The sequence below is a fragment of the Paenibacillus hunanensis genome (assembly GCF_034055775.1).
In the GTDB taxonomy this organism is placed as follows: Bacteria; Bacillota; Bacilli; order Paenibacillales; family Paenibacillaceae; genus Saccharibacillus; species Saccharibacillus hunanensis.
Map to the genome: position 1 here is coordinate 722,526 of NZ_CP139194.1, position 17,514 is coordinate 740,039.

Below are 17,514 nucleotides of genomic sequence, written 5' to 3' on the forward strand. Positions count from 1 at the left end.
ATTGACTTCATGAAAGGAGAGAACAGCCATGCTGCCTAATCTGAATCTGGATGATCGTACGTATGCGCAGATTATGGAGCGCGCCAGACAGGCGATTCACCGACATAGCCCGGAATGGACAGATGAAAATGCACATGATCCCGGCATGACCTTGCTGGAAATGTTCTCCTGGCTTACCGAAGCCCAGCAATATTACATCAACCGTGTGACCGCGCGCAATGAATTAAAATTTTTACAACTGCTAGGGATGGAGCCACAGGAAGCCGTATCGGCGAAAACGGAGGTGCAGTTTACCGGGGTGAAGGAGGAGCGCCTCCTTCCTGCTGGAACAAGGCTACGCGCAGATACGATTGTATTTGAAACGGAGTCTCCGCTGTGGCTGCTGCCTCATCATATCGAGCGTATCGTTGTACAGCATAATGATACAGCGGTCATGCATGCGTGGGAGGGATTGCGTTCACCAGAATTTGCGCTGTTTGGTACAGAGGGCAAGTCAGGTAGTAGCTTTTGCATCGGACTGGATGCGCCGCTTCCGGTGAATCAGCCGCTACATCTGACATTTGATCTGGCTAGCAATCGCCGTGTCCCACGGAATCCGATCGACACGACGATCCAGCCTTCTCCGCTTGCTGTACTGCGGTGGGAATTTTATGGAGACGGACAATGGCAGCCAATTGAGCTAAGAGACGATACAACGTTTGAACTGACATTTGACGGTGATCTACATATGACCTTACCGGGTATGATGACGCCCTATGCGCTGTATCCGGCAACGGATCGTCCGCGCTATTGGCTTCGCTGCACGCTGATGAAATCAGGCTACGAAACGCCGCCTGTGCTGCGACATGTACTCATTAATACAGTGCATGCGCGTGAAGGTAGAGGTACTATCGTCTGCCAGCAAACGGGCTGGGATGGTAGCGGTCGTCCAGTGCTGGTTTGGTCACATCAGCTAGCTCGTCCCGGTAATGTGGAGGTACGTGTGCATGAGCATGATGGCTGGCATATATGGCAAACGGTTGATGATCTGCAATTATGCGGGTCGGAGGATCGCTGCTGTGTACTAACTGAGGATGCGGACAGCTCACGCCTATATGTGTACTTTGGCGATGGAACGCATGGCCGCCGTCTACCTGCTGGTCACGGCAATATTGTACTTATCGCATGGGAGGATAGCTGGAAGCATCGCCGTTATGCAGGGACGGGCACAGGGATGCCAGATCAGCGCTATTCAGTCGCTTCACCGGAGGAATCGCTCTGTCTGCTACGTATTCAGACCGCTAGCTCGGATACAAAGGGGAAGCTGCTCCACTGGCATGAATGGACACGCGTAGCTAATTTTGATAGCTCCGGGCCAGAGGATCGCCATTTTCGCTATGACGAGCGTACAGGTGAGATTGTGTTTGGCGATAATCGTCATGGCCGCGCGCCAGAGCGTGCAGCTTATCCGAATATCGTGATGATCGCACGTACACTGGGTGGTGGAGAACGAGGTAATATACGTAGCGGTGTACTTCAATTGGATGATACACAGTCATATGACTCCACTCATCTGTTACGCGCATCGAATTATACTCATGGTCATGGTGGTCAGGGCGCAGAGACGCTATTGTCCGCCAAACGCAGATTAGCAGATAGTCTGCATGAGGTCGAGCGTGCCATCACAGTGGATGATTATGAAACGATTGCTATGCGTACTCCGGGATTACGTGTCGGACGGGTCAAGGCACTTCCGTTATATGTGAGCGGATTAGCAGGATACCCGCAACGTAAAGCGCCTGGACAGATGACGCTGGTCGTTGTGCCATACACCGAGCATCGCAAGCCAGAGCCATCTCCACTCTTCTTGCAGGCTGTACGGCGTTACGTGGATCGCTATCGAATGCTGGGCACTGAGCTGCATGTAATCGGCCCACAATATATACAAGCGAATGTACAGGCACATATTGTGGTCGAGCCTCATCTAAAGGGAAGAGAATCGGTCTTTCTGAACGCGCTGGACGAATACTTTGATCCACTTGGTCGGGAGCGCGAATTCGGTAAAACGATTCGTAGTGGCAACCTGCATAACTGGCTGGCACGCATTCCGGGTGTACTGTATGTATCCGATCTGTGGATTACAGCCGAGGGCAGTGGAGCTGTACGCGATGAGAGCGGTAATATTCGCATTCCACCTCATGCGCTAACCTATGCTGGGAATCACGAGGTTCAATTATTTACAGTATCCGAGGTACGCTGATCGTTTATCAAAATGACATATAAGCAATTGCCCGGTACCCCACCGAGTGCCCAGCTGTGTATCCATCTGATCGGAAAGGAGAAGCGTACAATGAGAATCCCCGGCATTGCCTTTAACAAGCCTTCGGATTGGGCAGCAGGACGTGCGATCAATCTGGATATTAGCGAGCAAGGCGTCACGCTGCGACGCGAGCTTAAATACAGTGCTTCCGGTCGTTTCCCGATCATTGCACCAGGTGCACCGATTAGCGCTATAGCGACGGATCAGACGGGCAAGCTCTATGTGCTGGATATGAACGGAGCGGTATATCTACTCGATCCGTCCTACCCAGCACCGGAGCTGCTGCTGTCTGCATCCTACCATCACGATGCGTCCGATTCGCTATTGCTTGGCACGGCAGGACGCTTTGCTATCCTTCCATACCAACCGACGCTGGCGACGATTAGTGTGTATGCAGCGGTGAACGGGCAATGTCTCTGGCAGCATAACCTGATTACAACGGACGCTGAGCAGGTGGAGACGCTCGCTGCCGAGCATGCTGGAGAACAGCTACATATCTTACAACGCAGGAAGTCCATTTTAACAGTAGACGATAGCGAGCCAGCGCATGAGCCACAGACCGTATGGAGCTATGAGCTACACAGCTATGACTGGAGCGGGCGCTTCATTCGTGCTCACTCATTACCCGATGTAATCGCTGGTGATCGGGAGAATATCGCGCATTCCCTTCACGATCATGATCGCTGGAAAATGACGGTTTCTGGCAGCGACTTTTACATCGCGGCGCCACACAGCAGCACGGTCTGGTGCTGGAAGGAGACGGGAGAGCTAAGCGGCTTCTCCTTGCCTGGATGTCGGCTGGAAGGCGATATGATCGGGGCAGCAGACGGGGCGATCTATGCAGGTGTATACGATCTGCGTAATGATAGCGAAGCGGCTGCCTATCTGATTGCGATTCGGTCGGATCGAGAGTGGGAGCGTGTGCCAGGCTACACTGGACGTGTGGATGAGCTGCTGCGTAGTGGAGAGCAATTACTTGTACATGATGCGTCCGCTGCTGCCATGACTATTTTCCGGCGTAACCGTATGATTCGCTCACCGCTGGAAACGGACAGCTTGCCGCGTGGTCATTTATTATTGCCATCAGCAGATAGTGGCACAGAGGGCAATATGTGGCACAACTTGCGAATTGATGCGGAGGTGCCACCGGAAACAAGGCTGATTGTGCATTATTATGCTGCTGATCATACGCAGATTCAGTGGCGTAATCGAGTGTATACGCTGGATGAGTGGGTACATGCACCGGAGATCGGTGACAGGCAGCGACTCCAGTATATTCATGAGCACTGGCAGTCGCTCCCGCTCAATCCGCTGAATGCTCTTTTTCCTGAAGCACATGGACGCTATCTGTGGATTGCGATAGAGCTGTCGGGAAGCTGGACACAGGCGCCGATTGTACGTGAGCTAGAGCTATTTTATCCGCGTACCTCACTGCTGCATTATTTGCCAGAGCTGTATCAGGAGCAGGGGGAGCAATCTTTTCTAGGACGATTTTTGGCGCTATTTGGACACTTTTTCCGTGAATTGCATCAGCAGATTGATGAGATGCCATATCGACTTGATCCGGAGCTGAATGAAGGGGAGTTTTTGCGCTGGCTGGCAGGCTGGGTCGGTATCGCTGCTGATGAAAGCTGGGATGATGCCTTACTGCGACGCTATCTGCATATGATGCCGCGACTGTATCGAATTCGCGGTACACGTGAGGCGATGGTGCTGACGATGGAGCTGATCACAGGCAAAAGGCCGTATGTGCTGGAGCATTTTCAATACAAGCATCTGCTGTATGATCCCGATTGGAGCGAGGCGCTCAAGCCGCTGTACAACGATATGCCGTATAGCTTTCTCGTGCTTGTGCCGCCGGATACCGTCTATTCTGAGCGCCAGAAGGAGATGCTTCAGCGCATACTGCATGAGGAGAAGCCGGTCATGACGGAGGCAGAGCTTGTAGTGCTAGAGCCGCGTATGCGTCTTGGCGGACATACGTATCTGGAGATTAATTCAGTGCTGTCGCGTCCGTCGCGTATGTCGATCGATGAGCAATCCGTCGTCTCCTACGATACGGTGCTCACAGATGGCGGTGAGACGGCAGCAGCTACGTTCCCCTTCCGTCTGGATGAAGCGATCAAGCTGGAGCATTAGAGCATGGGAAATGCAATATAACGCAGGCACTGATATGACCATATAAAAGGAGTCCAGGGTATGAGCAATTCTCGCTATTATCCGTTTGAGCGTAACCGTTATTTTTACGGCAAGCTGTTAACGGTCAGAGATTTTGAAGCTGAACAGCAATATACGGTAAATAAGAGACGGCTGTTAAATCGACTCCTATTCGGGCCCGGTATTATTACCGGTCTGACCGTCGTAATGGTCGATGATAAGACACTGTCGATTCAGTCAGGTGCAGCACTGGATAGTCTGGGACGTGAGATTATCGTGCCCTCCCCGATCACAACCAAGCTATCGCTGATCGAAGGCTTTGGCACCAATGAATATATTCGTGATCTGTATCTGTGTATCGTGTATAACGAGCGCGGACGCGAGCCTGTACATGCGCTGGAGCGTGGGCAGGAGCAGGCGTCTACAGATGACCTGAGCGAGCATAATCGGGTGCAGGAGACGTATAAGCTGGTACTGCGCGAATATTCGGATGAACTGGATCAATACGGCATTATGAGTCTCAAGGAGCGCACTGTATCTTTTTACAAGGACGATTCGGTCCGACTGTTGATCAAAGGGCCACGTTATGTAGCACCGGGCGAAGAATTTGCTCTGCATATGCATGTGGTCAAGGCAAGGCGGGAAGCACAGGTCATTCTGGACTGTACACTGGAAAGTGAGGCCGTGGAGCTGAGCGGGGGTGAGCATCGTGTAACGTATAACGATTCCGGCGAAGAAGCGCTCTCGGAATATCGGATCGATAGTCATTTTGTGGCAGGAGACAAGGATGGCAAAGCGGTCATTCGCATCGTTACAGCAACCGTGCGTGTGGATGGGCGAACCATTCCGGTACGAGAGGAGATCGTCTTCCCACTGGAAATTACGGCTGATCCGCAGGAACGTATCTGGCAGGATTATGTAGAACGTCCGCTGGATGAGGCATTATCGGAACGTCCGTCCTCCGTCTGTCTGGCACGCATCAGCCTGACGAGGATTCGCTCCACCTATGCGATCGAAGAGGTACAGCGCGTACCATTCGGAGACTATGTACGCAATCTGTCCGAGCTACAGCGTCTGGGACTGTTTAACGGCACGATGACCGGACAGCAGCAGCTCCGCACAGTCGAGGCGCAAGCGGCTCCACTGGAATCGGACTGGATGCTAGGCTTACTGGAAAAGGAAGAGCAGACAGAGGAGGTCGCACCTGCACCACAGCCTGTCAGCGGTGTGCGTACAGGTACGATTGCATTATCGCTATCGGGTGGACGCGGACACAATGGTTTGTTTGCCAAAGGGGAAAATATCGTCTCCGAGGAAATTCAGCATGGGTTTGGTGAGGGTACCGTGCATCTAACGCTTGGATTGTGCGAGCAGGAAGATTCACGCATTTTCGGTGGCAATCAGGATGTATTTGACCATACGCCATATGAATCGAGCTTGCCACAGGTGAAGCTGGGCACGGTGCAATATCCAGACAAGGGCACATTCCGTATCGGTGCACGAGTATTTTCTTCGTCCGGGCCTTCGACTCTGCATGTACGCTGGTGGGCAACACGTGCAGACAATGAAGGCGCAGACGAATAAAAGAAAAAGCCTGAGACGAGCATGGATCATGCTCCCTTCAGGCTTCTCTACAAACGTGCTTCTATTTGCTTCACTTTATGGCTGCTTCATCTGATCTGCCACATCGATCACGTCAACGGATTGCAGACCGGTTTGCTCCTTTTCCTTACGTCCAAATTCGAAGCCGTAGATCACATCATTGTCGATGAAGAAATATTTATTTTTACCCGGATTGGCAGTGCGTTCTTCATCGGTCTTCTTCTGATTCTCATCACTGACCTGGGCATCGTAGAGCTCTCCAGCCAGTCCAGCATCCGTCACCGTCACACGCGAGACGAGTGCATTCGTTCCTTTGATCGTAATCTCGAAAATAAGATGCAGGTCGGGATAATCCAGATAAGCAGGCTGCAAGCCCTCCGGTACGGTCGGTTGAGCTGGGGCTGTCGTTAAAGGTACTGCTGTTCCAGTTGCTCCACTCGTAGCTGGCGTACCGCTGGCTGCGGCACCTGTAGAAGCGCTACTACCGCCTGCACTTGCTCCACCTGTGGCGGCACTTGTGCCTGTCGTCGCTGTGCTGCTTGCTGAACTACCTGTCGCTGAGACAGCCGCTACACCTGCTGAACTTGCAGTCGAAGTCGTACTTGCTCCTGCCGTTGCTCCTGCTGTACCAGCGGCGGCTGTCATCGGACGTACAGTTGCAGGATCACCGAGTATATTTTGTACTTCCTTACGGGATAAACCGAGGAAGCGGGCTGGATCAATCGTTCCTTTGCTAAAAAAGCCTTTATACCGGATTAGCTTATCTGCACCGTATAGCATACCGATCCCATCGTACGCGCCGCTGCGAAGCTGTCCTTCGTACAGCGCATTACCGCTGGTATCGTATACCTTGCCCTGACCATCGTATTTGCCAGCGAGGAATTCACCCTCATATTGCTTGATACCGCTGGCGGTGCTAAGCACACCCTGTCCCTGACGCTGTCCAGCGACAAAGCTACCGACATACAGCGGCTGTCCCTGAGGATCAAACGTCGTTCCCTGTCCGCTGAATAAACCATTTTGAAAGCTGCCCTTATAGCGAAGTGTACCGTCATCACGATATAGCGTGCCTTCGCCATCATATTTATCCAGTGCGAAGCCGCCTTCATACAGGAGCTGGGAACGAGCGTTGTAGAGCTTGCCTGTTCCGCTACGAAGCCCACTGGCAAAGCTACCCTGATACTGGATCGTACCATCTGACTGATATTGCGTGCCTTCGCCATTGTACGTACCGTCTGCGAACTGGCCGCTATACACGCGCTGTCCGGTCGCATTGTAGGCTGTTCCGTCACCCTGCATGCGTCCTCCAGCAAAGCCACCTTCATAGCGCAGACCTCCTTCTCCGTAGAGCTGGCCGCTACCGTCATACTGACCATCCTTAAAGTCGCCTTTATAGACGAGCTGCTTGCTCTGCGGAGAATCATACAGCATCGCTTGTCCGGTATACGTTTGCGCTTTACTCGTCCCCTCGTACAGGGTCGTCCAGCGTCCAAACCAGTGATACGGGAAAAAGATAGCGAGCACAATAAGCAGCACCAGCACGATCGAAATGATCCATAACCACTTTTTACTGACAAAATAATTGCCGATTCGTACGTATTGCTTCAGGCTACGCGGCTGGGCAGTGAGGGATTCCTTGAGCCATTCACTCGTTTTGCCTGCTGCTTGCTTGGAGAGCTTTTTGAGCGGTTTCCATGCGCTTTCCAACGGAGTTCCTCCTGTTCACGGAATCATAGTATTCATTTGTCCGGGTTGAATGATTGAGATGACACCGCCCCAGTTGCATAAGCATTTGGAGTCGTTGTTTAAGGCAGGCATGTTGGCAACGAGTACAGTAGGTGTACCGGGTATCCAGGGAGAAGCCGTGACCGGTATGCAGGGCTGAGGTGTAAGTACCCCAAGTGCCGCAGCTGTAGCAGCAGCAACGAGTGGATTAGCGAGTGATATGCAGGTGCCGAATGGTGCGACATTCACAAAAGGCTGGTGATCCATAATGTTGGCGGCAGGAACGCCTCCAACCAGTACACGATTGACGGGGAGTACATTCAAAACAGAGGGAGCAGCGCCGAAGCTGCATTGCAATCCGGCTCCCTGACATACTTGAAAGCCCAAGTGTCGTATCCTCCTTACGGATAGTGGATTCCAGCGCCAGAATAGAAGGCGGAAGGTGAAGTTGAAATGAAGTTCATCTATACAGGTTGAGTATTGTTAATTGTGTAAATTTTACCTTTTTCTATGGTACTATATGCCGCTTGGAAACGGCAATGATAAGTTGCTTGCTATCTAAGCTAGATGCTCAATTTGGATGCAGATAGGGGGAGTACACCGATATGAAAATGATCCGCGGCTGGGGGATACTGGCGCTTCTGATCTTTATTCTTTGCGTAAGCATCGGATTCAGCTACCGCAACATTCATCTGCTGGAGGAATCGCTCACCGCAAGACATGTGAAGCTCTCTGATGTGAACAGTGCAGCCACAGATGGGGAAGGCAATACGTATGTGCTGGATAAGCAGCAGCGCGTGATCAAGCTGAATCGTAGCGGGAAGGTCACTCTGATCGTGGATGCCGATGTGAACTGGCTCGAACGTAATATTTTACCACGGAATACCGAGCAATTCGTTCAATTGAGCAAAATCAAAGTCGATGATACAGGCAATATGTACATCGCACGCAGCTATTATTCCCGTGATCGAACCGAGCTACGCAAAGAGGAAATCGTACGCTATTCGCCCGACGGAGTACCTGATCGCGAGCCATTATACAGCTATACGTACGAACAGCCACTCGCTAATGCATCTGGTCGTGTCACCTCGCTAATGATCACCGATGAACAGTTGCTATTTTTTACAATCACAGATGACGGCATGGTGATGCATGAGGTCAATTTAGCTAATCGCCAGCATCGTGAAGTATTGCATGTTACCGTGCCGCCTACCATTGGCGTACAAAATATTACAGGCTGGCAAAGTGGAGATATCTTTTTCACCGGGAAAAATGGCTTGCTGTATCGTGCCGGGGTAAAAGGGGACAAAGCAACGGAAACCGATCATTTGGAGGAGCTTCCGCTACTGACCGTACCGGGAGACATTAACTATAGCTATCGTGTCTTTCTGTCGCCGGATGATAGCCTTTATGTTGCGGATATTGGCAGTCAGCGTATCGTACGCTATAAAGGAGCATCCAGTGGAGCAGCCGATGAGCTCAAGCCAGACATCTGGCTAGATCCTCAGCGTTTGCAGCAGCGAGGCTATACGCTAGCACTGGACGATATTAGCGCAATGGCGATTGGTTCGGATCATCGCATTACGATAGGTGCTGCGGATACGATTGTTCAAGCCGGGCCCAATCTGGAATCATTATTCGTATTAAGCGCTCCAAGCATGTCTCCGTGGCTTACCTTCAAGCTATGGATGGTCTGGGCATGTACGATTCTGATCTGGGTAATCTTCATTCTGGCTCTTCGTTATGTGTACGTGTATGTCATGCGGCGCCGTGTCTCGATTATGATCAAGCAGCTGGTCGCCTTTTTGCTGGTGCTGACCTGTTTGCTGACGATTTTCGCGCAGATTATTATGCATCAATCGGTCACACAGCTGAAACGTCAGATTGAAGAACGGCTACAGAGTGCGGTGTATGTAAGTATGGGACGTATTTCAGGGGATTTGCTTACTGCGGTCAAGTCCCCGGAGGATTATCAGCAAAGCGCCTTTCGTCGACTGGCCGAAATGAACCGCAAGCTATTGCCCAGTGATGAAAGTATGGGCATGAAGGCGATGTATAGCGAGATTTATATATACAAGGATAATCGATTGTACGTATTAACGGATTATGGTAGCCCGGTAGGGCCTTATTTTCCGCAGCCACTGAATGACAGCTTACGCAGAGCACTCCAGGGGGAGACGGTTCGCAATGATAACACTGACTCCCAGGGCTCATGGCTTGCTTCAGTTGGACCCATCTATGATAGTGCCGGACGTGTGATTGGCTTGCACGAGGTGGGCATGTCGGAGGAATACCTGAATAAGGAAAAGGATCTGTTATACAATCGTATGTTTCTCATTATTGCGACCAGCGCCCCGGTTACGGCAATTCTATTCTCCGTGCTAACGTTCTTGATCCTTTCGTCGATTCGCAAGCTGCGCGATGGTGCGATCGAGATGGCGTCTGGCAACTGGGGAACACGCGTGCATATCGGCGGGATTCGCGACGAGGTGAGCGAGCTGGGCGAGCAATTTAACACGATGGCAGCGCAGATTGAACAGCATATTAGTAGTATGCAGCTGCTTAGCCAGTCGTATTATCGCTTTGTACCACGATCCTTTCTAGACTTTCTCGATAAAAAGGATCTGACCGAGGTGCATCTGGGCAATCAGGTACAAAAGGAAATGAGTATGATGATCTGTAGTATTCGTTCCTTTTATCGCTATACCAAAGGAATGGATCCTTCGCAAATTTTCAATCTGATCAATCTGTTTCTTGGTAGCGCAGGGCCACGCATCCGACATGCTGGTGGTATCGTCAACGATTATGCGGATGCGAGCCTGTTCAGCCTGTTTCCACGCTGGACAGAGGATGCGCTGGAGGCAGCGCTATCGATTCGTCAGCGAGTGAATGAGGTCAATATCGACTATGCGGAGCGCGGGCAGCGCCTACTCGATGTGGGCGTCGTTATTCATCGCGGCAGTCTGCTGCTCGGTGTGGTCGGGGAAGAAGAGCGAATGTCCAATGCCGTGATCTCAGAGGATGTAAATGTCGTATTCGAGCTGGAGCATATTAGCGAGCAGCTAGGGATCAATATTTTGCTAACGGCTGAGGTGTATCGTGCCTTAGAGCATCCTGAGCAGCACGGCATCCGCGATCTGGGGCATATTCAGTCTGGGCCAGACGATGATCATGTGATGCATTTGTATGAGCTGTACGATGGTGACCCGGAGCAACAGCGAATGTTGAAGCAACGCACGACAGCTACATTTGAGCAGGGCATTCAATTATTCCGAGACGGACGCTTTTTGGAGGCAAGAGGGCTGTTTTTACAGATCGTCCGGCAAAATGGTAGCGATCAGGCGGCACGGATGTATTTTTACCTCAGCGATGAGTATTATACGCGTGGTGCGGATGAGGATTGGAAGGGGCAGTTGAAGATTTCGTGATGGGACGCTGGGTATACAGTGTCATGGATGCTGTGGAGCAGGTGCAAGTGGATATGGATGAAGCACAAGTCGATACAGTTCACACAGAGGAATAGGAGGAAGTCGTATGTATCAATCCGAACCACCCCGGAAGAACAATGCTTCACCCCAACATGTGCCTGTCCAACGAGAAGAAGCCATACGATCACCGCAGACAGAATCGTTTAGCCCGGATAAAGAAATGTTTGCCAGTGGGACAGGAACTGCTCAGTTAATGGCACTGCAAAAGGTATTCGGAAATAGAGGTACAATGCAGCGAGTACGCGCAGAGCAACAGGCCAATGCGTTAATCCAATGTGCCGCTGAAGAGGAAGCTGGCGAAATGGACGAGCTGAAAGCGATGATGCAGTCGCAGGAAATGGAGGGAGCAGCAGAAGCGCCGTCCGGTGCAATACCTGTACAACGGATGGAAGCTGAAGATGCGCCAGAAGCAGACGAGCTGGAAGCATTGTTGCAAGCTCAGGAAGTGGAGGAAGGAACAACATCGGATGATATGCCTGTGCAGCGAGCCGTTGAAGCCGCTCCTTCATCTGCTGAATCACATGGTAGCGCAGCAGCCTTGAATCAGACGGGCATGCCTGATGCGCTCAAGAGTGGGATCGAGAGCATGTCCGGGATGGATATGTCCGATGTGCGTGTGCATTACAATTCACGCGAGCCGGATAAAGTGAATGCTCATGCGTACGCACAGGGAAGCGATATTCATCTCGCCCCAGGTCAGGATCAGCATTTGCCGCATGAAGCCTGGCATGTAGTACAACAACGTCAGGGACGTGTACAGCCGACAATGCAGCTGGAAAGTGGCGTGTCAATTAATGATGATGCGGGGTTGGAGCAGGAAGCGACGGATATGGGGGCGCGTGCACTGAGTGAAGGGGTGACGCAGCGGCAGGTAGATTTGGCTGCAAGCAAGTATAAGCAAAAAGGTGGTAAAATAATTCAAGCAAAGTTAAATGGAAAAACGGGAGTTATACAATTAAATAAATTTTTGAAGTATGTAAGTCCTTTTATACGTAGCTTATATACTAATAGCTTTAGAACATATTCAAATTCAGCGGGTGCAGCTAAAGATTACTCGAAAAAGAAACATATACATCTTAATGTTAATGAAAATAAGGCAATGGATTATGTTGAGAAATTTCTTGGGCCAGGAGAACAAACCTCTATAAATCCATTTACTCTTAAGGAGGACCATGATCGAATTTTTGTCAGACAACATGATGGTACAGTACGTTCGTGGCGGATGGGTGACCATGAAACTAAATCGCCAAACAATCAGCATTATCATTTAGAGACATGGAGTAAAGATGGGGAATTTATCAAACCAGATCAATCGGTAAAAATTAATCCAACAAAAAAAAATAAAAAATAAAAGGAGTGATTTTCTATGATCAAAGAAATTGATGGAGCGAAAGTGATAAAATACACCCCAATAGATAATTTTGGATATGTTGAATGGCAAGATGGTATTGAAAAAGAAATAACTATTTTAGCTATATGTCATTACGAAAATAAAGAGGAATGCTATTTATTTGCATGTGATGAAAAATATAATGTACTTGGCGATACTGTTCATGATTCATTAGAAGATGCAATGCAAGCTGCATTAGAACTATACGAAAAACATGAAATTAGTTGGTTATGAATATTAAAGTAATCATCAAATAAATCTTATTATTATAGTCAATCCCCATTCTATGCTATACTTAACATACAAACTTTAAGAAAATGCAGTGGACTCGTTAACATCAATTCTGATCTTTAACAGGGTTTACTGCATTTTTTGTTAGTGGACAAAGACATACTAGAACCGACAATACGATGGTTTATACGCCCAATCGGCGCTAACAGCCACAGGAGGTCAAATGATGAACTTAACTAACGAACAGGTCATTCACGAAACATTTGGTGTAGGACAAGTAGTGGAAAATGACAACGAGCGTATTACCGTCATGTTTGATCAAAATGTAGGCCGCAAAAGCTTCGTTTTTCCAGATGTGTTCAGTAGCCATTTGAAAATAAGCAAAGCGGATATTCAGGATACACTAAACAAAGCATACGAAGCGAAGCTCAAACAGCAAGCTGAGCAACAGGTGATTGAAAAGCGCGAAGCTGAAGAAGAAGCAGTTCGTCTCGCAGAAGAGCAAGCTCAGGCGAAGAAGAGCACCCGTAAAAAGGCAGTCAAAAAAAGCAGTTAACATCCGCACGATGAACAGCATGATGCTTTCAGGGCAACGAAAGCAATTATGCTGTTTTAATTTTATAAAGCCTGATCGCTACATAATTAGTATTCCTGTAGATGGACAGCATCCAGAAACATATAAACAAAAGCAGAGAACGACCAGTACCAGCACAGCAGCAACAAACATAGAATGAACGTCAATAAACCTCCAATCAACGACGCCCATACCCAAGTGTCGACTACCCAATGCTTGCTAGCTTGCTTCGTAGCCTATCTCTATCTCTCCGCCCGAACATATAAAATTTGAATTATATGTCAAATAAAACTGAAATACGGGTAAGGACATAATGAAGCCTGTAGAGCAAAGGATCATCCTCAGCAAGCCTGCGTTATTTTGCATGCTGATCAGGCTATCTATCTTTCTTTGAAAATGCAAAAACCAAAATCGTGCTGAGTCAGAGTTGAAGTCAGATAAACGCTACCAGCGCGCCTTTCCTATGCAAGTGAAGTAAGCTAACTTTCCCAATTCAGAAAGGAGAATCGATGATATATGAGTACAACCTCCAATTCCAAACCACATATTAAGCAGGCATTGTTGATTGGAGATTACGGAGATGACGCACCGTACCATCCGCTAGACCAGATTCAGGGTCATATTGATAAGCTCATGCCAGAGGACTGGGAGCTGCATGTGAGTGAAGATTACGACATGTTTGAAATGGAGCGCCTGGAGGCCTATGATCTGTGCATCGTGTACACCGACGCATTCAACAAGAAGATCAGTTCAAGACACGCCGCCGGTATTATTACATATGTTGCTAATGGAGGCGGCTTGCTGATCCTTCATTGCGGCGTCTCATTACAGGAAACACGCTACGAGTTAAAGCAACTGATGGGAGCACAGTACCGCGGACATACCGATTACCGCGCACTCGAGATGCACGTATCCTCTCATGTACATCCAATCATGCAAGGCATATCCAGTTTTGTGATGGAGGAGGAGCCCTATGAGTTCACTCTATTACCCGGCGCAGAGCGAACGATTTTGATGGAATATGTGATGGATGACGAAATGTGGCCTGCGGCGTGGTGCTCGGAATATGCGCTGGGACGTACGGTGTATGTGATGCCGGGTCATCATGCGCCTTCTTTTGAACAACCGGAGCTGCTTCGTCTGATCGCACAAAGCATGATCTGGGCAGCAGGGGAGTAAAGAGAAGGAATGATATACGAATGGTACCAACAGCAGACGCAAGCATGTTGCTATCCCATTCCTGTCAAAGGTATAGGTGTGCAACGATGATCGATTCTGTCGAGCGTATCTCCTATGAGGTTGTACGCTCGCTTCACCGCACTTAATAACGGGTAATTGATGCTTTATTCAAATGAAAGCTGGCATGCAGGCAGGATTAGGCATATGGACGGAGAACCGTTATACTAAGAACAGATAGATGACGCATGGTCATATTGGCATGAACCGATCATATTGCAATAAGATGGATCGGAGTATGCCAATATGCAAAATGGAAGTAGACGAAACACATGACTGTACTCAAATGATGTCAGGAGGAACGGAAATGAGCGATTTGTTCAAAAAAGCATTGTCTCTTGGACTTGGCGTAACGGTAGTGAGTAAGGAAAAGGTGGAAAAAGCAGTCAACGATATGGTGAAGCGCGGTGAACTGGCTCCATCTGAATCCCGTGCACTGGTGGATCGTCTGATGGATCGTGGTGCAGAGGAGCAAGGCCAGATTAAAGATTGGGTTCGTCAACAAGTGCAAAAGGCCCTGACCGAGCTGGATGTGCCGACACGAGCGACCATCGACCAATTGCAGCAACGGATTACAGTTCTGGAACAGCGACTGGCTGAAAAGGAACAAGATCAGCCGCAGCCGCCACTAGCCTGAGATGTCTCTTCATATCCGGCATGCCGGGAGGTATAGAGAAATCGCCATGGCGCTGATGCGTCATGGCTTTGGTTATATGGTCGAAGAAATGGGTTTGAACCGCATGCTGTCAATCCCGCTCAAGCTCGCACGTCGAGATGTGCACGGCATTCGTACAGTAGGCGAGCGAATCCGGCTCGTACTGGAGGAGCTGGGTCCGACGTTTATTAAGCTTGGTCAGCTCGCGAGTACGCGCTCGGATCTGTTACCGGAAAATATTATCGAGGAGCTGGTGAAGCTACAGGATCAGGTGCCGCCATTTGCCGGTGAGGAAGCACGGCAGATCATCGAGCTGGAGCTAGGCTTGTCGATTGAGGATATGCTGGAAAGCTTTCAGGAGGAGCCTGTGGCGGCGGCTTCGATCGGTCAGGTGCATCTGGGCAAGCTGCATTCGGGCGAGCTGGTAGCGATCAAGGTACAGCGTCCGGGTGTGGCGCGCATCGTACAGCGTGATTTGGAGATTTTGCAGGATCTGATCGGTATTGCCAAGCGTCATATGGATTGGGTTTCGCAGTACAATATTAGTGAGATTATTGATGAGTTTTCCAAATCGATGCGTGCGGAGCTGGACTATAACGTGGAAGGGCGCAATATGGAGCGATTGGGGCAGAATTTTGCCAATGATCGGCGTATCCATATTCCGAAAACGTTCTGGAATTACACCTCCGCACGGGTGCTGACGATGGAGTTTGTCGATGGGATTCATATGGGTAAGCCGGACGAGATCGTGCAGCAGGGGCTGCAATTGCCTGATGTAGCACAGCGTCTGGTCGATTCGATGCTCCAGCAGATTTTTATCGATGGCTTTTTCCATGCTGATCCACATCCAGGTAATCTGTTGGCGCTGCGTGACGGACGCGTAGCGTATCTCGATTTTGGGATGATGGGTCGGCTGAATAGCGATACGAAAAATGGTCTGGCAAGCTTTGTGATCGCCATGCTGCGTAAAAATACCGACAGTATGGTACGTGCTATTCTCAGACTGGGCTTTGTGCCGGATGATATCGATATCGCTGCGATGCGCGGTGAGCTGGAACGGCTGCGTGATCAATATTATGAAGTGCCTTTCTCCCAGATCAATCTGGGCGAAGCACTCAATGAAATGTTCGCCATCATCCGTACGTTCCGTATCGATATCCCGTCCGATCTCGCCCTGCTAGGCAAAGCACTGATCACACTTGAAGGCGTGATTGGAAGATTGGACCCGAATCTGAGCATTGTGAAAATGGCAGAGCCCTTCGGTCGCCGCCTGCTCGGTGAACGCTACAGCCCCAAACGTCTGCGCGAACGCATCACCGATGGCGCACTACAGGCTATCGAGGTACTCACCGACCTGCCACGTCAGACATCGGAGCTGTCACGCGTAATCCGCTCAGGCAAGCTAAAGGTCGAAGTCAACGTCCCCGAGCTGGGCGAGCTACTCCACAAAATGGATCAGATCGTCAACCGCCTGGCATTCAGTATCGTATTGCTCGCCTTCTGCATCATCATGGTCGGCTTAATCATCGGCTCATCGCTACGCGATCAGAGTCCCATCCTATGGGGACTTCCTGTCGTCGAGATCGGCTTCAGCATCGCAACGCTGATGGTGCTCTGGCTGCTGTTTGCGATCTTTAAGTCGGGACGGTTTTGAGCTGGTGTGTACCGATATCTCAATCAGTTAGATATCAGTCTAAGTGTATGTATAATACTGATTAATTGCGTTCAGTATACGGAATATATGTTGAAAGATAATAATATAATTTTATTAAAGGACGGGCTTCCTGCCCGTTCTTTTTTGTATCCTGGTTAAGGTATGCGTACATAACTTCTAAGATAGACAGAGGAGATATTCTCAATATAGACTTAAAGTTTTGATTGTCTTTAAAGTAATGCAATTCTACTCTGAAATAAACTTTTAATTATAGTTTTCGATTAAAGTATAGAAATATGTATTGATGTAAAAACTTGATGATAAACCCAAAATTCAGCTGTTTGTAAATGCACCTATCTTGATGCGACAAGCACAGAACGGAGGCAAGGAAATAAGGGAAAAGGACGACTTACAGTGTTAGTGATTTTCTAACACGAGGTTCAATAAAAAGTGATTTTTGCGAAGCAAAATATCTTACAGCTTTGGATCGGGAGAATCTACAT

Annotated in this window: 12 protein-coding genes; 10 read left to right on the plus strand and 2 right to left on the minus strand. The window is 49.5% G+C overall.

The features are described 5' to 3' along the window. The first annotated feature begins 28 nt into the window (after positions 1-28). The 3 genes from SK066_RS02850 (at position 29) to SK066_RS02860 (ending at position 6,040) form a co-directional block, all read left to right on the plus strand. Complete coding sequence (locus SK066_RS02850; RefSeq protein ID WP_320543570.1) at positions 29-2,239, plus strand: putative baseplate assembly protein; 2,211 nt, start codon at positions 29-31, stop codon at positions 2,237-2,239. A 90-nt stretch (positions 2,240-2,329) separates the two neighbouring features. Further along, entirely contained in the window at positions 2,330-4,438 is a 2,109-nt protein-coding gene (locus SK066_RS02855) for a phage tail protein (protein ID WP_320543571.1), read from the plus strand. A gap of 60 nt (positions 4,439-4,498) precedes the next feature. Next, the gene (locus SK066_RS02860; RefSeq protein ID WP_320543572.1) at positions 4,499-6,040 is read left to right on the plus strand and encodes a hypothetical protein; all 1,542 of its coding nucleotides are present in this window, start codon (positions 4,499-4,501) and stop codon (positions 6,038-6,040) included. Positions 6,041-6,115: 75 nt separating this feature from the next. Here the strand turns inward: SK066_RS02860 and SK066_RS02865 are convergent, their stop codons facing one another. Then, positions 6,116-7,765: an MORN repeat-containing protein gene (locus tag SK066_RS02865; protein ID WP_320543573.1), complete on the minus strand. Its 1,650-nt coding sequence runs from the start codon at positions 7,763-7,765 to the stop codon at positions 6,116-6,118. 15 nt (positions 7,766-7,780) lie between these two features. Then, positions 7,781-8,170: a DUF4280 domain-containing protein gene (locus SK066_RS02870; RefSeq protein WP_250344491.1), complete on the minus strand. Its 390-nt coding sequence runs from the start codon at positions 8,168-8,170 to the stop codon at positions 7,781-7,783. A gap of 218 nt (positions 8,171-8,388) precedes the next feature. On the opposite strand from SK066_RS02870, the gene SK066_RS02875 reads away from it, so the two are divergent. The 7 genes from SK066_RS02875 (at position 8,389) to SK066_RS02905 (ending at position 17,011) form a co-directional block, all read left to right on the plus strand. Beyond that, a complete protein-coding gene (locus SK066_RS02875) occupies positions 8,389-11,211 on the plus strand; it encodes a HAMP domain-containing protein (protein WP_320543574.1) in 2,823 nt (940 codons plus the stop codon). 106 nt (positions 11,212-11,317) lie between these two features. Next, complete coding sequence (locus SK066_RS02880) at positions 11,318-12,622, plus strand: eCIS core domain-containing protein (protein ID WP_320543575.1); 1,305 nt, start codon at positions 11,318-11,320, stop codon at positions 12,620-12,622. Between the two features lie 15 nt (positions 12,623-12,637). Further along, the gene (locus SK066_RS02885) at positions 12,638-12,895 is read left to right on the plus strand and encodes a hypothetical protein (protein ID WP_320543576.1); all 258 of its coding nucleotides are present in this window, start codon (positions 12,638-12,640) and stop codon (positions 12,893-12,895) included. Positions 12,896-13,115: 220 nt separating this feature from the next. Beyond that, positions 13,116-13,448 carry a hypothetical protein gene (locus tag SK066_RS02890; RefSeq protein WP_250344495.1) on the plus strand — a complete coding sequence of 111 codons (333 nt, stop codon included), beginning with the start codon at positions 13,116-13,118 and terminating at the stop codon, positions 13,446-13,448. A 534-nt stretch (positions 13,449-13,982) separates the two neighbouring features. Further along, complete coding sequence (locus SK066_RS02895) at positions 13,983-14,645, plus strand: ThuA domain-containing protein (protein ID WP_320543577.1); 663 nt, start codon at positions 13,983-13,985, stop codon at positions 14,643-14,645. 364 nt (positions 14,646-15,009) lie between these two features. Beyond that, positions 15,010-15,339, plus strand: coding sequence for a phasin family protein (locus SK066_RS02900; RefSeq protein ID WP_320543578.1), 330 nt, complete (start codon positions 15,010-15,012; stop codon positions 15,337-15,339). Position 15,340: 1 nt separating this feature from the next. Further along, positions 15,341-17,011, plus strand: coding sequence for an ABC1 kinase family protein (locus SK066_RS02905; protein ID WP_250344497.1), 1,671 nt, complete (start codon positions 15,341-15,343; stop codon positions 17,009-17,011). Positions 17,012-17,514 lie beyond the last annotated feature (503 nt).